The following is a 22,080-nucleotide window of genomic DNA, read 5'->3' as shown; positions in this document are numbered from 1 at the left end:
AGAACAATAAATTTATTTGTTATTCATGACGCATATTAAAATGAAAATCCTAATTTAAACCCTATACTTCTAGAAGAGGGTACCGTTGCTTGCTCAAATCCTACGCCACGGCTATCGCTTGATACACCACTCGTTTCTGGATCTAGGCGCATTGTATTTGACTTATGAACCCAAAGTAAAGCCAAATTAGATCCTATTAAGGACACATTAGCACGCTTGATTCCCTTAATTTTACTATAAATATGTGAGGGAATAGTATATGTCAAATATGCTTCGCGCAATTTGAGGAATGATCCATCAAACACATAGCTTTCTGCAATACCTCCCGATTCATACCAATCTTGTGCATTGGTTTCTATCGTATTAGCGATCCAACCTCCCTTACCATCAGACATAGCAAATCGCTCATTGCTCATAACATCTTTCCCGGCGACAATTGCTCGTTCACGAACTCCATTGGCAGCCGTGATCTCAGCTACACCCGTAGTATAAGCGTGGCTCATTGTTTGGGACCAAATATCCCCCCCCTTTCGGAAATCGAGCATAAAGCCAAAGCTAAAATCCTTGTACCTAAAATCATTTCGCATACTAGTCAAATAATCCGGAGTCACATTTCCAATAATCTGATTAGGTTTAGACATCACTAATCCACTTTCATTAACTTTAATTGCTCCTTTCATATCACCTTCTTCAACACGGTCATATCCAGTGCTTCGTAATGCACCCCAAGCTTCACCGGCAGTTGCTGTGTTAGCTACTCCCCAAGTCCATCCTAATTGATAAGTCGTAAGATTTAATTCAGGATATAGCTCTAAAATCTTATTTCGATCTCTCGAAAAGTTTATTGTTGTTGTCCAATTCAGACCATTTTCTCGTTTTAGAATGTCTCCTCTTAGCTGAACTTCCACACCTTTACTTTGAATTTCTCCAGCATTTAGCACCATATTACTAAAGCCAACCACATTAGAGGTTGATACTCCCAAGATTTGATCAAATGCCTTTTTGTAATAATAGGTAAAATCGGCATGAATACGATCTTTTAACAATCCTATTTCAGTTCCTACTTCCCAGGTATTAATTGTTTCCGGTTTTAAATTTTTACTCGCATATGTCATGCTCTTGTACATTTGAGCAATGCCATTATAGGCATTTGACTGTGCGTAATAATAATTACCTATTCGATAAGGAGAAGTTCCATTACCTACTTGCGCAATATTTAAACGAAGCTTCCAAAAAGAAAGCGCTTCTCCTCGTAATCCCGAAAATGTAGTAGTTGGAATCCAGCTAAGGCTAGCAGAAGGATAAAAAAACGCATCCTTAACTGTAGAAGACCAGTCATTGCGACCTGTAACATCCACATAAATTTGATCTTTCCAACCGATAGAAGCTTGACCATAGATTGAATTAGAACGATTATGAGAATGATCCATACTGGTTACAGCATCCCCAATTTTATTTGTTATCGTATAAACCCCTAATACGGTTAATCCGTTAGCCCCCAAGGAATTCATATCATATATAGCGTCCCTATAATTAGCTCCAAGTGTAGCCAATACACTAAAATCACCATACTGTTTATTGAAATTAGCCAAAAAATCTGCATTAAATTCTGTATTGCTTTTCTTGATTTCATTAAAGCTTCCCAACGGGTGATCATAATTATAATAATTTCGTTCGAAGATATTCGTGTTATAATAATCTAAACCTACACGTCCCTCAAACTTTAAAAAGTCATATGGCTGATAATACAAGGAAGACTTTCCAAAAAAACGATTTGTTTTTAAAGAATTTAATGTCTTATTCATAGAGAAAAATGGATTCATATGATAATTCGAATTCCAGTTATAAAACGTGTAATTTCCTTGGTCATCTGTTTGATCCCAATTATTTTTAAGATCTTTCATATCCACTTGGCGGCCGAACCAAATTAAACCGTTCATTGGATTTGCCCCGTCATATCCCTGCGAGATCAAATTACCACTTTGCGTACGGGTATAATTAGACATTACATCGTATGAGAACTTATCATTGATTTTGTAATCATTATTTAGCTGCACAGTATATCTTTTTTGATCAGTATTGGGTACAGTTCCTTTTTGATCACGGAAAGATAGAGACGCACGGGTGGAAGACCTTTCCGTTTTAGCCATTAGGGAAAGGTTATGATTTTGTGAATATCCTGTTTGAAAGAAATCTTTTACATTATCGGGGTTTGATATCCATGGAGTAGCTTGACGAACGCTATTGACAACCGGGCTATTAAATTGTGGCAATTGGAGTCCGATGTCCATTCTAGGCCCCCATGACTCATCAAAACCATCGTTTACTCCTCCACCAGCACCGTCCACATAGCTAAACGATTTTTGCTGCGCATACTGTTGGTAGGTCAATCCATTTCCCAACAAGTTAAAGTGGTATTCGTCGCCTCTATTACCTTGTCCATACAAATTTTGGTATTTTGGAACCGTAGATGCTTTGTCTAAAGAAAAATTCCCATCATATGACAATAAAACTCCATCTTTAGCGCGTTTACCCGATTTGGTTGTGATCATGATAACACCTTTACCTGCCCTCATCCCATATAAGGCTGCCGATCCACCTTTTAAAGTAACGATACTTTCAATATCTTCGGGATTAATATCATTTAACCCTGAGCCGTAATCAACGCCATTATAAGTATTATCACCTGAACGTTGCGCGTCATTTGATATAGGAATTCCGTCAACAACAATTAATGGTTGCTGTTCTGAATTTAAGGAACTATTGCCGCGAATAGAAATACGAGCAGACGAGCCTACAGCTCCTCCAAACTGATTAATTTGCACCCCCGCAACTTTTCCGGATAAAGCACCAGTCACGCTTAACTGTCCTGCGTCAGTCAACTCTTTTGATTTAACTTCCTGCACAGCGTAACCTAGTGATTTTTTCTCTCTGGTAATCCCCATTGCCGTAACAATAACTTCATCTAAACTTCTTTCATCAGATGAAAGTGTAATCTGTAAAGTTGTCTGATTGGTTAAGTTAACTTCTTTACGACCATAGCCAATTGCAGAAACACTCAACGCCCCTGCCTGTTTGTAGTTTATCGTAAATTCTCCATTTTGCCCGGTCTGAGTACCGGTACCATCTTTAAGGGTAATTGTCACTCCGGGAATAGGCTTGCCGTCTTGGTCGACCACCTTCCCCTTCAAAACTGTTTGCGCATATACTGCCGAGCTTACTAAGACTGTAGCGGCTAGCATAGCAATGCTTTTTCTGTTCATAAGTTTAGTTTCAGATGTGTTAGTTTATAGTGCTTTTTTACAATAACTAAGTTATAAGTATCCTGCTTCTATTGTTTACCGAATATTCACTACTATTGCCCAATTCTTAACCTGAAATGTTAAATAATACGAACAAGGCAACCCCCGTCTTATGAATTTTTAACGGGACATCGTGTAAAACAAAATCACTAATATTCAATTTGGAAAGATCGCTTTTTAACAAAAAAACATCGCCCTAACTAATGGGTTTTCATAATCTCGCAAAGGAATTTACTTTGCCTCACAAACAGAGTATTCTCTTATATCCTGGTTGGGAAAACTACGATATAACAATTACTTCCATTAAACAAAGGCTTATTATAATAATTTACTTTGATGCGGCATACCGGACTTTGAACACAGTTCAAAGTAAAATATCGTAAATTGATCAATAATGTAGGAGTCACTTTGGCAATCTCAATCGCCTAACTACCTAAATAAATTTTAAATGACAGAATATAAGGTTTGCTTGTACTGTTGTACATACTCTTTCGGGTTACAGCCTACGATCTGCTTAAATACTCTGTTAAAGTTAGTGATACTGTTAAAACCACAATTGTATGCAATAAAGGAAACGCTATCCAAATGATCCTCATTAAGCTGATTACAAACCTCCTTAACTCTTATTCGATTTAAATATGCGACAAAGGTAACACCACAATGTTTTTTAAAATACCGGCAAAATGCCTGTGGCGTGAGGTTTGCATAGCTAGCAACATCCTCAAGACTAATGTCATGCTTATAATTTTCTTTAATATAATTACAAATTAAATTGATACGGTTTGAGCTGTGTATTGTATCACATGACATCTCACCTCGCTCTGCACAAAGTGGTTCGGTCTCCCTTGATATATGTGCCAAAGACCTTAATAGGTAGAAAAAATGCATCAATTTATCCATCTGATCTGAGGACTTTAATTGCAAAATTCTTTCTGAAATTTGTTTAAGATAGTCGTCGGGAATTTTAAAACCATATGAATTATTGTAAATGAATTGATTTAATGATTCAAACTCCTCTAAGGAAAACAGTAACTTGAGTTTACCATTCGGATCAAAAAAAATTGAGATAGACCGAGACTCATTTGAAAAGCCATCCTCAGAGGCTGACTTAAATACATGCGGCTGATTCGCCCCCAAAAAGAAAATATCATTTTCCTTAAAAGGATGTAAAGTATCTTCGACAATCAATATTCCCCTGCCCTTTACTATCCACATGAGTTGTGCTTCTTGATGTCTGTGAAGATGTGGATAGAAAGTTTCTAAAATATCTTCTTGTACAGTTAGGCTTTGGCCTTGCATAGTTGGCACATTAAATTGGAGCGTTTTCATAGGATTTCATAAGTTTATGTTCGTACTGCTGTTTAGTTAACATAAATATAACAACTACGAAACAAGTAAATATATCGATTATAAGAGATAGAAAAACAAAAACAAAATATGTATATAATGTGATAATATTTAGTAATTCATAAAAATTCAATCAATGTTTGATTAATACACACCGCAAAAACTTAATATATCACAAAATCTCGGTTAAAATACAATTAGACTTTGATAAATTGTGATAATTAATATCCAACAGAAACACAGAACTTTATTTTTTACCAATGTTATTTGTTTTTATGTATAAATTATCAGAAGCAAGCTATTGTAACAACAAAAAAAATAAAGATCAGATAAATGATTCCTTGAAATCACCTCTTTATGAATCAAAAGAATAAATTTCGCGATATTAGCTGGCAAATAATAGATATTCATATCAAAATTTATCTTTGGTACAGGAAGAATGAAAGATGCTTTTGATATTTTATCATTGGATAAACACATTACTTTTTTATTTTCAAACTTATGTTCAAAAAAGAAATCTATATTAATCGTCGAAACTATCTGTTATCGAACTTCAGTTCAGGAAAAATCCTTTTATTAGGGAACATTGAAAATCCGATCAATTTTGAGCACAACACATATCCTTTTCGCCAAGACAGTAGTTTTTTATATTATGTAGGTATAAAAAGTCCCCGATTGGCCGCTATATTAGATATCGACAGTGGCGAAACGATATTGTTTGGCGACGAAATGTCCATCGATGATATTGTTTGGATGGGGCAACAACAAACTTTATCAGAGAAATCGGATCTTTCCGGTATCAGCAAGTTACTTCCATTTAAAGAACTCTTCAACTATCTAAATAAGAAACCGCAAGACACAATCCATTATCTCCCTCCTTATCAATCGCATAACAAATTACTGCTTGCAAAATTGACCGGTCTTCCCGTAGACCTCCTTCAGCCTTCAACAACTTTAATTCAGGCGGTTGTTGCGCAACGAAGCATCAAATCGGAAGAAGAAATTATCGAGTTGGAAAAGGCTGTTGATGTTGCTGTTGATATGCACCGTCTTGCCATTCAAATGACAAAACCTGGTCGCTATGAATATCAAATTAGCAATGCCATGCAACATTTTGCACAAGATCAAGAGATGTCCTTTTCCTATCCTCCTATTGTGACCAAGCGCGGAGAAATTCTACACAATCATATGCAGTTTCATCAACTTCATGACGGAGACATTCTTCTCAATGATTCAGGAGTCGAAACCTCTATGGGATACGCATCAGACCTTACCCGGACTTTTCCTGTCGGAAAACGTTTTACTTCTTTACAAGAGGAGATATACCAAATTGTATTACACGCATTCAAATCAGCTGAAAGCTTGTTAACTTCCGGAATCCACTTTAAAGAAATTCATTTAAAAGCATGCGAAGCGCTTGTCGATGGACTCATACAGACAGGCTTTATGAAAGGTAATGCCCAGGATGCTGTTATGAATCATGCGCACGCACTTTTCTTCCAATGTGGACTAGGCCATATGTTAGGTCTCGATGTACATGATATGGAGGATTTGGGTGAACAATATGTTGGATATACAGAAACAGAACCAAAGGACACCAAGACCTTTGGCATCAAATCCCTTCGACTCGGCAAAAAATTAGAGCCGGGAAATGTATTAACTGTTGAACCTGGAATTTATATTATTCCAGAATTAACTCAACTTTGGGAACAACAAAATCTACATAGGGATTTTATCAATTATGACTTCCTAAAAACACATCTTGATTTTGGAGGAATCCGTATTGAGGATAATTATCTCATTGAGAACAATGGATATCGCCGCCTCGGAAAATACCTTGAACGGGAAATCCAAGAAATCTATCAGCTTAAAGACAATCCAATTGATTAAATAATTAGCATGATAAGCTTAAAATGTGAAATCCTACATCTCGAATCATTACATTCGACTAAATAATAAATATAAAAAATGAAAAAAATTAGACAATCGATCATCGTCATTCTTATATTGATTTTTTATACACCAATTTCTCTTTTTGCTCAACGGCTTTGGACGGATAATGGTGATCAATATTATGAGTTTTCCGATAAGGGAATAGAAGTAGTCAATCCGAAAAATGGGAATCGATCAATCTTCCTTTCTCAACAATCGCTTATCCCTCAAGGCCAAACGGCCGCGCTAAAAGTTGAGAACTTCTCCATCTCGAAAAACAAAGAACTTATTTTGATTTATACCAATAGTAAAAGAGTTTGGCGCGAGAATACAAGAGGTGATTATTGGGTTTATAACAAGAAATCCAATCAACTGCGGCAATTAGGAAAAAAATTTCCAACATCACAGCTGATGTTTGCTAAATTTAACTCAAATGCAGACAAAGTAGCTTACGTCAACAAGGCCGACCATAATATTTACGTAGAAGATCTGATCAACGGCAACATCGCTGCTGTTACCAAAGATGGTACAGATCATATGATTAATGGCACTTTCGACTGGGTCTACGAAGAAGAGTTTGGTTGTAAAGATGGCTTCCGTTGGTCCCCCGACGGCTCGGCTATCGCTTACTGGAAACTTGATGCCCGCAATATCCGGAATTTTCTGATGGTCAACAATACCGATAGCCTCTATTCCTACACTATTCCAGTAGAATATCCTAAAGTCGGTCAGTCGCCCAGTGCCTGTTCGATATGGATCTATGAAATTGCAAATGCCAAGACTACTATGCTGAATATCCCCGGAGATCCTTACCAACATTATATTCCCCGCATGGAATGGTGTCTCGATAACAAACAGGTCATCCTAGAGCAGCTCAACAGAAAACAAAATGAGAGCAAGATCTATACTATTGCCCTCTCCAATAATAGGGCGCAAAACATACATCAAGAGCAAAGCGATTCCTGGATTGATATCAAAGCACGATGGAACAACAACGATCCTTCGGGATGGGACTGGGTTCAAGGTGGAAAGGCCTTCATCTGGGTATCTGAAAAGGACGGCTGGCGCAAAATTTACCAGATTGATTTATCAGGCAACGAGAAGCTGGTGATGAAAGCGGACTATGATATGATCAATCTTGACTTTTTCGATCCGAAAAATGAAACTATTTATTTTACCGCATCTCCAACCAATGCAACACAAAAATATCTATATAGTGTCTCTACGAAAGGCGGAGTTCCAAAAAGGCTGACACCTACATCTTACGAAGGTACGTGCGATTATGATATTTCAAAAGATGGTAAGGTCGCAATCTTCAACTTTAGCAATCGTGCTGAACAAAAACAAAATGCTGTGATTGAGCTGCCCACACACAAAGTGCTCGTAGATTTTGAATTCAAACGCGAGAGAAAAGTCAGTGATGGTATTAAAGAGTTTTTTAACGTTAAAACCGCCGAAGGAGTTGAATTAGACGGCTGGATGATAAAACCGCTTGATTTCGATCCAAACAAAAAGTATCCTGTCGTCTTCATGGTCTACGGCGAACCAGCATCACAAACGGTTTTAGACAATTTTAGTGCCGGTTACAACCCGTTGTATAAAGGAAATATGGCACAGGACGGCTATGTTTATATTTCGTTGGATAATCGCGGGACGCCGGCTCCTAAAGGCAGCTTATGGCGAAAAAGCATCTATCGCAATATCGGTCAGCTCAATATTCGCGACCAAGCACTGGGAGCACAAGAAATACTGAAATGGCCGTTTGTCGACAATTCACGTGTGGCCGTTTGGGGATGGAGCGGAGGGGGATCAAGCACGCTTAACCTCCTAGGGCAATATCCGCAAATCTATAAAACGGGTATCGCCATTGCAGCTGTAGCAAATCAGTTGCTCTACGACAATGTATACCAAGAACGCTACATGGGCCTTCCACAAGAAAATCTTGCAGACTTTGAAAACGGCTCTCCACTGAAATATGCAAAAAATATTAAAGGAAATCTACTGTATATCCACGGAACTGGAGATGACAATGTTCATTATCAAAATGCCGAAGTGCTGATAAATGAGCTTATCAAAAATAATGTACAGTTCCAACTGATGTCCTACCCTAACCGCAGCCATTCTATCAGTGAAGGCCAAGGTACGCACGAACATTTAAGAACTTTATTTACAAACTATTTAAAACTTCATTGCCCCCCAGGCGGGAAATAGATTGAATTGATAATTATTTTACAGATGAAAAGGACACTATTATATGCATTAGGCACCTACAGTATTTTGGCAGCAGGTATCCAGCAATCCACAGCCCAGCTGATGAAAGCAAAAAATGAATTCACGAGAGCGGATTCACTTCGCGGATTTCTTACACCACTACGAACTTGTTATGACATCAAATATTATCATTTGGACGTTAAGGTCGACATAAACAATAAGTTTATATCCGGCTCTAACCTCTTCCGCTTTAAAGCGACTACTGATTTTAAGCGTTTGCAATTCGATCTTTTTGCAAATCTTAAGATCAATAAAATAATTTACAAAGGGAAGGAAGTGCCATTTACAAGGGAATATAACGCTGTCTTTATCGACTTTCCTGTTAACATCTCTCGTGGAACGCAGGATGAATTTACAGTATATTACGAAGGTCATCCTACTGAAGCTTTAAAAGCTCCTTGGGATGGTGGATTTGACTGGAAAAAAGACAGTAATGGAAAGCCATGGGTAGCTACAGCATGCCAGGGCATGGGCGCTAGCGTATGGTGGCCAAACAAAGATCACCAATATGATGAAGTAGATAGCATGTTGATTTCAGTTGCTGTTCCGAACGATGTCATGAATGTCTCCAACGGACGCTTAGTCAAAACAGAAAAAATGAAAGATGGTTATACCAAATTCCATTGGAAAGTTGTCAATCCGATCAATAACTATAATGTCGCCATCAATATTGGAGATTACATTCATTTTAAAGAAAAATACAAAGGTGAAAAAGGACCTTTAGATGTGGACTATTATATTTTACGAGAGAATGATAAAGCCGAAAAAAAGGCTCATCTACAAAAAAATGCCAAACAGACATTGGAAGCTTTCGAACATTGGTTTGGGCCATATCCTTTCTATGAAGATGGTTATAAGCTCGTTGAAACTTACCATACTGGAATGGAACACCAAAGTGCCATTGCTTATGGTAATCATTATCAAAATGGGTATCGTGGCAGGGATGCATCGGAAACAGGCTGGGGACAGAAATGGGATTTCATTATCGTCCATGAATCTGGTCATGAATGGTTTGGCAATAATATAACTTCAGCTGATTTGGCGGATATGTGGATTCATGAGAGCTTCACCAATTATTCCGAGGGTTTATTTATTGACTATTTCTATGGCAAAGAGGCCAGCCAGACCTATGCCCACGGCATTCGAAGTGGGATCCAAAATGATAGCCCTATCCAAGGCCCCTATCATGTAAACAAAGAAGGATCTGGAGACATGTATCCAAAAGGCGGCGTTATGCTCAATATGATACGTACCATGATCAACAATGATGATAAATGGCGTAGCATTCTTCGAGGCTTGAACAGCAAATTTTATCATCAGCAGGTAGATTATAATGATATTGTCAATTATGTCAGTCAACAATCCGGTTTAGATCTTTTAAAAGTATTTGAACAATATGTGCAGCACACTTCCATTCCTATACTGGAGATTAGACAAGATCCTTCAGGCAGAATAATGGGACGTTGGATCAGCGAAGTCAAAGGCTTCCATATGCCAATACATATTGGTATAAAAGGTCAAAAAAGAGATCTCATTGAACTAGATCAGCATTTCCGGCCGATTAAAATAAATGGTTTAAATAAAGAAAATATTGACGTAGACACATTCAATTATTATGTAGGTGTTTTATCAGAATAACTTTCCTTATAAGAATTAGACAACCTAATAAAATAACCCAAGAATGAAAATTTAAGGCTGTACCCAAAAAAACTATTTTTTGGATACAGCCTTTATAAATAGGCTGTTAATGATCAAAACGATCGGGTTTAAATCCTTGAATATTTGACGCTATTTCCCTCCCGGCCAATAGGTCGCAAACAATTTTACCATAGGCAGGGCCCAAACTTAACCCCATCATTCCTCCCCCGCCAGCCACAATAGCATTATCATATTTTTTTAATCTTCCCAAATAAGGCAGTCCATCTGGTGAACATGGTCTATAGCCATACCATATTTTATCTTGGGGATAATCGACCTTTAGTTCGGGGTAATATTTGGGGATGGATTCCACAATGCCTTGTACACGATTTTTATAAATCTTATCATTTGCTGGCCCCAATTCCATTGTACCACTAAATCGGATCTGACCATTCATAGGCGTCACAGCAACTCGCGCCTCAAGCAATAGCGCCGCATGATTCAATGTATTCCCCTCCTTTGGTTCATACATAAACGAATAACCTTTTCCCGGCATCAGCGGCGTATTGCAGTTCAACTTTGATGTCAACTGGGGCAAATACGCTCCACCTGTCAACACAAAAGCATCCGCCTGAAAACTCCCTTTATTGCTTATCGCCTCCTTAATCCTTTTTCCTGAAGTAACAAATTTATTGACTTCGGTTTCCTCGAAAAAAATTACTCCCGCTGTTTTCAAGTATTGAATCAATTGTTGCATTAACTTTGGCGGATATAGCTTTCCATCACATCGATATAATATCGCTCCCAAAACATCCAGCTTAAGATTTGGTTCTAATTCCTGAACAGCATTTCCCTCTAAGATATCTACATCCAATCCTAGGTCCTGCGCACGATGGGCAAGTTCAATTTCTTCATGCTGCATTTCTCTCGATCTGTACATCATCAGAATGCCATTTTGTCTCAACTCAAAGTCAAAGCCATCTTGCGATGCAAGCTCATCATAGAGCCTGCTGCTATAGAGATTTAGGTCACGTATGGCGGTCGCATGTTGATCGACATGTGCTCGATTGGCATGATTTAGAAATTTCAGTCCCCAATTGATCAATCGCGGATTTAATGAAGGTCGTACATAAAATGGGCTTTTACTATTGAACATCCATTTTATTCCTTGAGCAACAATACCAGGCGCAGCCAAAGGGGTAAAATGGCTTGGTACAATCATCCCTGCATTACCATAGGAACAATTATTGTCTAATGTATTTTTCTCCAGAATTTTCACTTCCCAACCGTCTTTGACAAGGTAATAGGCAGAAGCGAGTCCCGCAATTCCTGCACCTATCACGACAACTGTACCTCTATTGTTTTCTTTCACGTTTCTATTTATTGTCTTAATAATCTTTTATATCACCTGAAAACCGCCAAAATAAGGGTCTTCATCATCCAAAAAAATAGTGTTATAGCCCGTTATTCTTGCCCAACCTTCTACCGATGGGATAATAGCCGGTTTACCATCTATCGTTGTTTCGGCCTCGATTTTACCTGTGAATTGTGACCCAATGTAACTTTCATGCACAAATTCCATCCCTTTTTTTAGTTTTCCTTTTGCATACCATTGCGCCATACGCGCCGAAGTACCGGTTCCACAAGGAGAACGGTCCAAAGCATTGTCGCCAACTAGCACTGCATTTCGTGCGGAAGAATTCGGATGGGTAGGCTTTCCGGTCCATTGTATATGGGTCAATCCATGAATATTTATGTCTTCAGGATGAACAAAAGAATAGTTATCGTTAAGTAACTGACGAATTATTTTGCCATAATGAATCAGTTGACTTGCGGAGTAAGAGCTGATGTCTTCAAAATTATCTTGCGGATCAATAATTCCGTAAAAATTTCCACCATAAGCAACATCAACTGTAATGCGTCCTAAGTCCGGACAGTCTACTGTCAACCCCTCCGCATATAAAAAAGATTTTACATTCGTAAGCTTTACACTTTTGACTTTTGGTCCTTCTTGAATATAATCGATATGTACAAGCCCAGCTGGAGTCTCCAATCTCAGTTTTCCCGGAGTTTTCGGTCGCACCAACCCTTCTTCTATCGCAATCGTCACCGTACCGATTGTTCCATGTCCACACATTGGCAAGCAGCCACTGGTTTCAATATAAAGAACTCCAATATCGTTTTCAGGATCAAAAGGCGGATAAAGCATACTTCCGCTCATCATATCATGGCCTCTAGGTTCGAACATCAATCCCTTACGAATCCAGTCAAATTCATCCATAAAATGCAACCTGCGTTCCATCATTGAGTTTCCTCGCAACAATGGAGCTCCACCAGCCACCAATCTCACAGGACAGCCGCAGGTATGTGAATCTATACAAAAAAAAGTCTTCTTCATTTTTGGTTACTTATCTATATTATGCCTTCGTCCATTGTTGATTGATCAAACGATCGATCTGTAACGGATTCCCGTCTTGAAGTTCTTTCGGCAAAAATTCGTTTGGCCAATTTTGGAAGCTAATCGGCCGAATGAACCTTTTAACTGCATCTGGGCCGACAGATGTGAAACGTGGATCTGTCGTCGCCGGAAATGGTCCGCCATGCTGCATCGCATACTGTACTTCTACTCCTGTCGGCATACCTTGGAAAAGAAGTCTTCCACATTTGTCCTGTGCAATCGCAAAGAGCTCAGTACATTCACGAATATCTTTCTCCGATGCTGCAAAAGTTATCGTAATCTGTCCATCAAGCTGTTCTAGTAAAGCCTTCATTTCAGCTTGATCGGAACAGGAAATAACCAGTCCAAAAGGCCCAAATACCTCTTCTAGGAGCTTAGGATTTGTCAAAACCTGAGTTGCCTGAGCTTCCACAAGCAGCGCCTGAGCAAACTCGCCCGGAGTATTATCCTGTCCCTCTTCTAATATACCTACGCCTTCATATTGAACCATTTCGCTTTTTAAACGATTATAGCTTTCCAGTATACCAGTATGTAGCATTTTACCTGTAGAAGCAGATTTTAGTTCGTTCTTTAACGCTAGTTTGAGCCTGTCTAGCTGCTCGCCCGAGAAGCCTACTAATACACCCGGGTTAGTACAAAATTGCCCAACCCCCAAGAGTAAGGAGCCAATGTATTGCTTAGCGAAAGCTTCGAGGTTATTCGTCAAATAATCGGACAATAGAAATATTGGATTTACACTTCCCATTTCAGCAAATACCGGAATGGGGTCAGGTCTTGACTGCGCGAGATCAAACAATGCCTTTCCACCACGAAAAGACCCAGTAAACGCCACCGCCTTTACCAATTTATGACTAACCAATTGCTGTCCAATAGTGAAGGAATCCGATATAACATGACTAAAAACACCGTCAGGAGCACCGTATTTGGAAATAGCTCTTTGGATAGCATCAGCCATCAATTGTGAGGTTTTAAGGTGGGCGGGATGAGCTTTTACGATAACCGAACATCCTGCACCAATAGCACTTGCTGTATCACCACCTGCGGTTGAGAAAGCAAAGGGAAAATTACTTGCTCCAAAGACCACAACAGGACCAAGCCCTTTATTATATTTACGTAAATCAAATTGTCCGTTTGGGTCACGGTCTATCCGCGCTTCACTATATAAACCAGTCTTTACCGCATCCGCATAACGTCGCCATTGATTGACCGTTCTGGCTTTTTCTCCCTGGAGCCGGGCCAAAGGAAGTGCTGTCTCTAAATGAGCTGTTTCAATCAATATTTCATCCAATGTTTCGATTTCCGTGGCAATGGCATACATTAATTCTGCCCGTTCAATGACATCACTTTGTTGAAGAAATTGAAACCCAACTTCTGCCTGTTTCAACACGTGATCAATTTCATTTTTGTTGCTATCCATTCCTTTTGTATTTAAAGTTAGTATATCTTCTCAAAAAACAAAGAACCTTCAATAGATCTTAACACCATCCGGGATTGATTACTAAAAAAGGTTCTTTCGTATATTTAAAAGTATAAAAAAAGATTCCCGAGTCTTCATCTGAATAAAACTCAGGAAACTCCTTATAATTGTGGTCTAGTTGCAATTGAGTCTGCAATAATTTTTTTAACACGTTGCTCTTCCTCGCCAATCAACGGTAATCTAGGAGCACGTGTATACGGTGTTGAAATCCCTTCTGCTGTTGCAGCCAATTTGATATATTGAACCAGTTTAGGATGAATATCCAACTCCAATAATGGCATAAACCAACGGTATATTTCTACCGCTTTCTTATATTCCCCCGCTTTCACAAGATCGTACATTGCGACCGTCTCTCTTGGAAACGCATCCACCAATCCAGCGACAAGGCCATCTGCACCCAACATCAGTGATTCTAGACCCAATGTATCTACTCCAGCTAAAATCTTTAGTCGATCACCAAAACGATTTTTCAATCGAGTAATATTGGTTAAATCACGGGTCGATTCTTTCACCGCTTGGATATTTGGTTCCAACAATAATTCCTCAAACATATCAAGCGAGACATAAGTGCTATAATCAACAGGATTATTGTAAATCAGAATGGGTAACTTGGTGCTTTGTGCAATAGAACGAAAATAAGTAACAGCCTCTCTATCATCAGCTCTATAACGCATTGGAGGCAACAACATCAAACCATCAGCACCTAATTCCTCACTGGTTTGAGCTATTCTAATCGCATCTGCAGTTGTATTTTCTGCAATATTGAGTAATATAGGAACACGTCCCTCAACAACTTTCAAAGCATATTTCAATAGCTCATACTTTTCTTCCGTAGTCAAGACGCTTGCCTCACCTAGAGAACCAGCGATAATCAGGCCGTGAACACCTCCCGCCAATTGTGCGTTGATGTTTTTACCAAACATATCAAAATCCAAATTCCCATTTTCGTCAAATGGAGATAACATTGCAGGATAAATCCCCTCCCACTTAAATTGTGCCATAGCTTAATATTTTAATATTTCTTTATCACAAATCTATTTGGAATACAAAGTCCAATCTTCTTATGAATTAATCAACACTGACCTAATATTCACCTTTTATAGAATGCCTTTAGTAAAAATGCATAGAAAACAGATGTTATAATTAATATCGGTATATCAAACCATAATAACAAAGCTTATTCCATGCTAATCGCAATAAGTATCTGATAAATTCAAAATATTTTTTTAAAAAATTTGCTAGTGTGTATAAAAGACACTATCTTTGTACTATCATAATTTAGGTTTATAATTGGTTATTAAAGGTTTTCATTCTCCCCGTTTGAAAACCTTTTTTGTTTTATCTGAATAGATATTTTAACTCCTTCACCTCTTATTTCTCAGACCAAATATTTTTAAGTGAATATAATTCCATTTACTCTGTCATCGCTTCAGTTATAATACTGTAATCGTTTTAAAGCCGCATTCCGTAAGCTACTTTAATTAACATGGTATCTACCTCGATTTCTACCGTTCGACTACAGGCTCCGAAAGTATACATATGCCTTTCCGATAATTTTTAGCTTCGGTTCCATTAGTATACTCATCGACTGGCTTAAAAGCGACAGAACTTGGACTGGTTATGTCAATACGCCCTAACCGTTTCCATGATTGCAGTGCATATTGCTAAATATAGGGTTGATACAACCGAGAACGTAACAATTGGCTTCGAAAAAAGTCTGATAAATAAAAAGCGAGGAATAAATCTAATTACCCCCGCTTTTCATTTTATAAAGATCAATAACCTCTCTTTACATTTTATAATATTGTTCCCATCCCCTTGCAGGAGGGGGACCTGCCAAAAGCGCATTGGCAAATGTATCGTTGGTGATTTCCTTTTTTTCAGGATTAAAGATTACTTTTGTGTTCAACCGCTGCGCAATGACCCCCAAACAAAATACTTGACTTAAAGGTCCTGCGATCTCAAAAGCTGATCTTGTTTTTTCCTCCCCTTTACATGCTCTCAAAAAGTTAGCAAAATGATTAGATGGCGATTTTGGTGTCTCAGGAAGGCGTGATTCCATTTCCTTTGCTTTAGCTTCGGGAATGATCTGCAAAACACTGGCATGGGAACCTCCTTTAAAAGTCAGTTCCTTTCCATAAATAATCTTGCCGGGGTTTAACTTTGCTGGTTCCAATTTGCCTGTACTAGGAGCCGGGATATTTGGATCTAATCCCGAAACTCCGTAGCCATCTGGTATAGGCGGCAAATTATTTAGCCCATCATACCAATTAATGTCAACTGCTGGCATTTTTTTTCGCTTTGGAAAATGGAATTTCAATGTCGAAGACATGGGAAAAAAATAAGAGTTATGTCCATCAAGTTTGACAGCACTGACCTCTGTCGGTAGTCCAAGATCCAAAAATTCATGTGCAGTGTCTAATATATGTGCCCCCCAATCACCAAGAGCTCCCATCCCAAAATCATACCAACAACGCCATTGCCCATTCACAAAATCCTTATTATAATTATGACCTAAGGTCTGCATTTGCCACAGTTCCCAGTCCAAAGTTTCTGGCGCTATTTCAGCAATAGGAAATCCTTTCATATTCACGTCCCATCCATGCCATCGACGTGGCATATTCATATGTGCGTCAATACGGGTGACATCTTTAATTATCCCAGCTTCCTTCCATGCTTTAAATTGAAAATAATTTGCTTCGGAATGTCCTTGGTTTCCCATTTGTGTCACAAGTTTTGTATTCTTCCTAGCCTTATTGGTCATTAACTCAACTTCGAGAAATGTCCTTGCCATTGGTTTTTCTACATAAACGTGTTTTCCAAGATCCAATGCCAACATTGTTATGGCAAAATGGGAAAAATCAGGCGTCCCGATACTAACCGCATCAATCTGACTCCCCATCTTATCAAACATAACTCTAAAATCTTTAAACTTAGGTGCATCAGGAAACATCGCTAAAATCTCATGCGTGTGCTTCGCACCTAGATCAACATCGCATAACGCGACAATATTGCAAAGTCCCGTTTTATAAAGCTCCTTTATAATCTCCGCCGCCCTATTTCCTAAACCTACACAGGCCAAATTCACCCGCTCATTTGCCGATGCTAAATTGATTTTACCAAAGGTGCTATTCGATAGCATCACAGCGCCAGCTGCAATGACAGATTGTTTAACAAAGCTTCGGCGTGATAAATAATGATTCATATATTCTAAGCTTAGTTTGATGTATTAATCTTTATACTGCGAAATGAAACCCTATCCCCATGGTCCTGTAATAAAATAAGCCCCTCTTTTGCTTCACCAAAGTTATCCCAGTCCTTATATTTACTGATAGCGACCAGCTCCTTAAATTCCTTTGATCCTCGTTTGTAACTCAACATCTTAACGCCATTCAGGTAGTGTTCAACCCGATTATCAGCTGTTACCACTACCCTTCCTCTATTCCATTCACCGATCGGTCTCCTAGCTCGCTTCTCTCCATCCGACGTAATGAGGTCATATAGAGACGCCAAAGTACGATTTCCGGCCCGTCCCAATTTTGCATCAGGGTGTAAGGCATCATCAAGCACCTGATATTCAAGACCTATAGCTGATCCTTTAGACTTTTCTTTTAATGTTACAAAATACTTGACACCACTATTGGCGCCAGGACTAAGTTTAAATTCAAAAGAGAGATCAAATACCGAATATTTGTCCTTTGTTACAATATCGCCACCATTAGTTGACTCTCCGCCGTCAGATTTCAAAACGGTTAATTGACCATCCTTAACTTCCCAACCTCGATCAGGAAATTTGTTTCCATGAATACTGCGCCACCCGCTATTGGTTTTACCATCAAATAATAACTTAACTCCATTTTTCCTTTCAGCATCGATTAACTCATTTGGTTTTAGGTTGACGATATAGACGTCTTTCGGAAACCCTTTCGACGTTAAATCTGTAGTCTTTATTTTAATATTTTTGAAATATACCTTCTTTCCATCTAGTTCCGAAGGGATGCTATGTACTTGTAGTCCGATAAAACCAGTCCGATCAATTGTGTCTACTACATAAGAGACAGGTACGTCGTTGATCCAGGTACGCAACTCATCCCCAATTGCCTCAATTCTAACGTGATTATATTCTTCAGCTTTATATGCTTTTTTTGCATTTTCATTGAGATCCAGGGGATAAATCCAGCCTCGACGTGCTTCATCATAAATGCCCCCTGTCCACGCTCGGGAAGAAGGGTCTATTTCGACTTGTCGTCCATAAACCCTACCTCGACCATCATTGGCATTGGGATCGAGATGACTTCGGGTCTGAATTCCTGAATTTGTTTGACTACCTTCGAGCTTAACATCTAATTCCAATATGAAATCGCCATATTCTTTTTCTGTAATCAAAAATGAATTAGGTGTTCCTTTAGTCATTCGGCCCACGATTGCATCTCCCTCAATAGAATAAGGAGCTTTTCCACCTACAGATTTCCAACCATTCAGCGTTTTCCCATCAAAAAGGTTTATCCAACCTATTTCTGTACTCTTATTTATCTGAGCATGCGATAAAAATGTATTTCCAATCATCGCCGCCATCAAAACAGATCTAAATAATGTGTTTCTTTTCATTGTAATAATTATTGTTTGAGCTCATATGCCCAGTTTATTTATTTGAATATTGGTTTATTATTCATATGATATGTACTACCTTTTTCTAGATATTAAAAAGTATGTAAACAGATCAATTCCTTCCGATGATTTAGGCGATCAGGAATTATCTCCATGTATACCCTCTTAATGGTTATTTGTCCAATTTGCTTGGTAAAACAATATATAAATTAATATAGCTTGAATGAATATAATTTTACGATTTATTTACGAAAACGTTTGAAACACCAGAGAGTTAATATGTAAAATAACAGCTTAAAAGACTGCAATCTTTATACAGATATCGTATTGAGATAAAATTTCATCCTTTAGTCTCACTGTGTAATTTTTTTACGATTTTGATTTTTCGATATTTAGCGAAAAAAGCGCATAATATAGGGAAAAATCTCATTACAAAAAATAAAAAACAATCAGTAAAAAATTTGGAGAAAACGAAAATTATACACAACTTTAAAGCACAAACATATATTCCAAATCGGCTACAAAGTAGACAAAGGAAATTTTTTATTTTAAAAAGACGTTTTTATCTTTTTCCATCGCTTCGATAAAATTTTAAATTAGTTTTTTTGCAGAAAAACTTTACTTAACATATAGGCAGTAGCAATATGACAACCAACCCCGTAAAGGTATATACAGTAGTTTCAAAGGAAATTAAGGAAGATCCAGATGTATTCACGAATCTAGAAGGTGTTTTTTCTACTTATGAAAAAGCGCAGGAATATATTAACCATTTTTTTGGCGAAGCAAAATATGGCTATCGTGCTATAGTAACTACTTTTTTGGATCCTTTTCAAGATGAAATCCAGAATAATGATGCTTATTTTAGTATTTCTTCTCAGTTGATAGACAATAAATTGGATATAGAAATTTGCAAAACCTCGTTTGCGGTTGTTCTTTCCGAGGTCGGAAGATTACGTATAGATGGAGCTACTTCAGAAAAACCCTTGGAGATTGCCTTACATTGCTTTGCTAAATCTGAAGAAAAAGCAATCGAAAAATTCAATAAATTGGTCGCTAATTATGCGGAAGAACACAAACTAAATTTTCAAACTATGCCTTATAAAATAACAGATTCCGACCAATGTTATTAGTTGTATTGTTCTTTGGAACATATAGTATATTTTAAGAACCTAATTTTTTTCGAATTTCACTCAGATATTCAGGAGTAAAACCCAAATAAGATGCAATAAGATATTGCGGTACCCGCTGCACAAATTCGGGATACTTAACTACCATGTCACGATAAAACTCTTCTTTAGATAACGAAAAAAGATATTTAACACGTAGTTGAGCTGCAGCATAAGCTCTCTGATATACAAAACGAAAATAACGTTCCATTATCGGAAATTCTCCTATTAGCTCGTCTTGCCTTTCTTGACTTATATACAATACTTCAGATTTTTCAACAGCTTGGATGTAGAAAGAGCTTACAAGTTTATGTTCATAGGCCATATTATCTGTAAGCCACCAATTTTCTATAGCAAATTCTGTTGTTTGTTCTACACCTTTCTCACTCACAAAAAACTTACGCAATATTCCTTTCAACACAAAATAATGATACCGACAGACTTGTCCTTCTTCCAATAAATTCTCCTTTTTAACTATTGATATTACGTTAAAGTATTGTGTTATCCTTTCAAATGTAACGTCATCAATCTTGATAAATTTCTCTAAATGTGCTCTAAATCTTTCCAAGACCTTGCTTTTTATTTTGTAACTGTAATTTTGCTCGCTCGTGCAAAATACAATAAATAGTTAGGTCTCACAAAATGGAAATTTTACTACTAAAAAGGGCGCTACGTCGTCTAGATTTTAATAGATGCATCCCAACCCATACGGGGATAATTCTCCTGATTGTTTAAGAAGTGTTTGACATGATGTCCCCTAAGCCCTTTTCCAGTCCGTAAAATTTCATTAAGCTGCTCCTGATCCATGTTTTGTAGCAACATTTCCGTAACAAAGGGTTGTAGTTTCAAGTCATCTGCCACACGTTTGATAGGATAGTGTACAAAGAACATATTAATTGCATAATTCTTTGATATTTTGACAAGCCAGTTGTCCATGCCAACTCGCTTTAGTTGATCAAAGATTGTAGGACAATCCAATGTTGTTCCATTACGCAAGATAATGCATTTGGTGTCGGCTGTTGTATATACTGCCACGATATCAATAAATCGAAGCTGCTGCAGATTAATATATGGGACAAATTCCCCTCGTTTAACTAACAAATCAGCCAACAGATAAATGTCGATGTTGTGGATATCTATTCCAAAGGATTGCCCTTTCCTCTTTACGCTGTTTTCTTTTAAGCTCCAGGATTCGTTTAGCGAAGCCGGTGATCTTTGTTCGGATGGTTCAACAACAGGTATTTTTTTTATCAAAGGTTTACGCCTTTTTACCATTGATTCTGGTATTGGTAATTCTTTCTCTAAACTTATATTATGCACTACCCGCATGAGCGGTCTGTTATAAAATACCGCAAGGTTTTGCCGCTGTCCGATAGAATGGTAAAGTAGTGACCAGTTTTCACGCATATAGACCATGAGACTGTATGATACAAAAATTGTTGCATAGCGTATTCCATAGATTTGCATATGAAGTTCGAAAAGCATCGATCGTTCTGCCGAAGACTGACTATACACAAAAATAACAGCAACATACAATAATAGAAATGGAAAAACGGACACCAATAGGAGCGAAAAGAAAGCGATAAAATGCAAGAAAATATCGAGACCAGGTATATATTTTGCTTGCTCACCCAATCGCTCACGCATATATGGAACGCTCCAATATGTGGGCAAATTAAGCACCAGCGACACCATTGTTGCCCCAATCCAAAAAACGCAGACCATAATGACAACCAAAATCCAATATTTATACTGATCTGATCGTTCCAAAAAACCTTGAAACGATATTGTCTTCAAATTAAAGACAATAGACAACATCAACGAGCTCAAAAAATAAACAATAGATTTCATGACATTTCTCTGAAATAATACCTGATTAGG

Annotated in this window: 14 protein-coding genes; 4 read left to right on the top strand and 10 right to left on the bottom strand. The window is 38.0% G+C overall.

Going from position 1 to position 22,080, the window contains the following annotated elements; all coding sequences use genetic code 11:
* Positions 1-35: 35 nt before the first annotated feature.
* Together HPC41_RS16640 and HPC41_RS16635 are read right to left on the bottom strand one after the other, a co-directional pair.
* Complete coding sequence (locus HPC41_RS16640; protein WP_172395141.1) at positions 36-3,263, bottom strand: SusC/RagA family TonB-linked outer membrane protein; 3,228 nt, start codon at positions 3,261-3,263, stop codon at positions 36-38.
* A 483-nt stretch (positions 3,264-3,746) separates the two neighbouring features.
* Complete coding sequence (locus HPC41_RS16635) at positions 3,747-4,631, bottom strand: AraC family transcriptional regulator (protein WP_172395140.1); 885 nt, start codon at positions 4,629-4,631, stop codon at positions 3,747-3,749.
* Between the two features lie 519 nt (positions 4,632-5,150).
* Between HPC41_RS16635 and HPC41_RS16630 the strand changes: the two genes are divergently transcribed.
* The 3 genes from HPC41_RS16630 to HPC41_RS16620 all read left to right on the top strand — a co-directional run bounded on the left by HPC41_RS16630 (position 5,151) and on the right by HPC41_RS16620 (position 10,490).
* Positions 5,151-6,539, top strand: a complete 1,389-nt coding sequence (locus tag HPC41_RS16630) for an aminopeptidase P family protein (protein WP_172395139.1) — start codon at positions 5,151-5,153, stop codon at positions 6,537-6,539.
* Positions 6,540-6,617: 78 nt separating this feature from the next.
* Entirely contained in the window at positions 6,618-8,792 is a 2,175-nt protein-coding gene (locus HPC41_RS16625) for a S9 family peptidase (RefSeq protein WP_172395138.1), read from the top strand.
* Between the two features lie 24 nt (positions 8,793-8,816).
* Positions 8,817-10,490, top strand: a complete 1,674-nt coding sequence (locus tag HPC41_RS16620) for a M1 family metallopeptidase (RefSeq protein WP_172395136.1) — start codon at positions 8,817-8,819, stop codon at positions 10,488-10,490.
* Positions 10,491-10,596: 106 nt separating this feature from the next.
* On the opposite strand, the gene HPC41_RS16615 is transcribed toward HPC41_RS16620, so the two are convergent.
* The 6 genes from HPC41_RS16615 to HPC41_RS16590 all read right to left on the bottom strand — a co-directional run bounded on the left by HPC41_RS16615 (position 10,597) and on the right by HPC41_RS16590 (position 19,033).
* Positions 10,597-11,862 carry an NAD(P)/FAD-dependent oxidoreductase gene (locus tag HPC41_RS16615; protein WP_172395134.1) on the bottom strand — a complete coding sequence of 422 codons (1,266 nt, stop codon included), beginning with the start codon at positions 11,860-11,862 and terminating at the stop codon, positions 10,597-10,599.
* A gap of 27 nt (positions 11,863-11,889) precedes the next feature.
* Positions 11,890-12,888, bottom strand: coding sequence for a 4-hydroxyproline epimerase (locus HPC41_RS16610; RefSeq protein ID WP_172395132.1), 999 nt, complete (start codon positions 12,886-12,888; stop codon positions 11,890-11,892).
* A 19-nt stretch (positions 12,889-12,907) separates the two neighbouring features.
* Positions 12,908-14,365 (bottom strand): aldehyde dehydrogenase (NADP(+)), encoded by a 1,458-nt coding sequence (locus tag HPC41_RS16605; protein WP_172395130.1) that lies wholly within the window; start codon positions 14,363-14,365, stop codon positions 12,908-12,910.
* Positions 14,366-14,526: 161 nt separating this feature from the next.
* On the bottom strand, positions 14,527-15,426 hold the full coding sequence (locus HPC41_RS16600) for a dihydrodipicolinate synthase family protein (protein ID WP_172395129.1): 900 nt from the start codon (positions 15,424-15,426) through the stop codon (positions 14,527-14,529).
* 788 nt (positions 15,427-16,214) lie between these two features.
* A complete protein-coding gene (locus tag HPC41_RS16595; RefSeq protein ID WP_172395127.1) occupies positions 16,215-17,630 on the bottom strand; it encodes a Gfo/Idh/MocA family oxidoreductase in 1,416 nt (471 codons plus the stop codon).
* Between the two features lie 11 nt (positions 17,631-17,641).
* The gene (locus HPC41_RS16590; protein ID WP_172395125.1) at positions 17,642-19,033 is read right to left on the bottom strand and encodes a 3-keto-disaccharide hydrolase; all 1,392 of its coding nucleotides are present in this window, start codon (positions 19,031-19,033) and stop codon (positions 17,642-17,644) included.
* A gap of 644 nt (positions 19,034-19,677) precedes the next feature.
* Here HPC41_RS16590 and HPC41_RS16585 point away from each other — a divergent pair.
* A complete protein-coding gene (locus HPC41_RS16585; RefSeq protein ID WP_172395124.1) occupies positions 19,678-20,163 on the top strand; it encodes a hypothetical protein in 486 nt (161 codons plus the stop codon).
* Between the two features lie 31 nt (positions 20,164-20,194).
* On the opposite strand, the gene HPC41_RS16580 is transcribed toward HPC41_RS16585, so the two are convergent.
* Together HPC41_RS16580 and HPC41_RS16575 are read right to left on the bottom strand one after the other, a co-directional pair.
* Positions 20,195-20,767 (bottom strand): Crp/Fnr family transcriptional regulator, encoded by a 573-nt coding sequence (locus HPC41_RS16580; protein ID WP_216660806.1) that lies wholly within the window; start codon positions 20,765-20,767, stop codon positions 20,195-20,197.
* 110 nt (positions 20,768-20,877) lie between these two features.
* On the bottom strand, positions 20,878-22,050 hold the full coding sequence (locus tag HPC41_RS16575; RefSeq protein ID WP_172395123.1) for a hypothetical protein: 1,173 nt from the start codon (positions 22,048-22,050) through the stop codon (positions 20,878-20,880).
* Between the last annotated feature and the right edge of the window lie 30 nt (positions 22,051-22,080).

The sequence above is a fragment of the Sphingobacterium prati genome (genome assembly GCF_013167215.1).
Lineage (GTDB): Bacteria > Bacteroidota > Bacteroidia > Sphingobacteriales > Sphingobacteriaceae > Sphingobacterium > Sphingobacterium prati.
The sequence above is the reverse complement of the archived record's forward strand: the minus strand, read 5'-3'. Positions and strand labels throughout refer to the sequence as shown.

Coding starts and splice junctions, on each gene's coding strand:
- HPC41_RS16640 (WP_172395141.1), bottom strand. CDS start 3,263: ATGAACAGAAAAAGCATTGCTATGCTAGCCGCTACAGTCTTAGTAAGC.
- HPC41_RS16635 (WP_172395140.1), bottom strand. CDS start 4,631: ATGAAAACGCTCCAATTTAATGTGCCAACTATGCAAGGCCAAAGCCTA.
- HPC41_RS16630 (WP_172395139.1), top strand. CDS start 5,151: ATGTTCAAAAAAGAAATCTATATTAATCGTCGAAACTATCTGTTATCG.
- HPC41_RS16625 (WP_172395138.1), top strand. CDS start 6,618: ATGAAAAAAATTAGACAATCGATCATCGTCATTCTTATATTGATTTTT.
- HPC41_RS16620 (WP_172395136.1), top strand. CDS start 8,817: ATGAAAAGGACACTATTATATGCATTAGGCACCTACAGTATTTTGGCA.
- HPC41_RS16610 (WP_172395132.1), bottom strand. CDS start 12,888: ATGAAGAAGACTTTTTTTTGTATAGATTCACATACCTGCGGCTGTCCT.
- HPC41_RS16605 (WP_172395130.1), bottom strand. CDS start 14,365: ATGGATAGCAACAAAAATGAAATTGATCACGTGTTGAAACAGGCAGAA.
- HPC41_RS16600 (WP_172395129.1), bottom strand. CDS start 15,426: ATGGCACAATTTAAGTGGGAGGGGATTTATCCTGCAATGTTATCTCCA.
- HPC41_RS16595 (WP_172395127.1), bottom strand. CDS start 17,630: ATGAATCATTATTTATCACGCCGAAGCTTTGTTAAACAATCTGTCATT.
- HPC41_RS16590 (WP_172395125.1), bottom strand. CDS start 19,033: ATGAAAAGAAACACATTATTTAGATCTGTTTTGATGGCGGCGATGATT.
- HPC41_RS16585 (WP_172395124.1), top strand. CDS start 19,678: ATGACAACCAACCCCGTAAAGGTATATACAGTAGTTTCAAAGGAAATT.
- HPC41_RS16575 (WP_172395123.1), bottom strand. CDS start 22,050: ATGAAATCTATTGTTTATTTTTTGAGCTCGTTGATGTTGTCTATTGTC.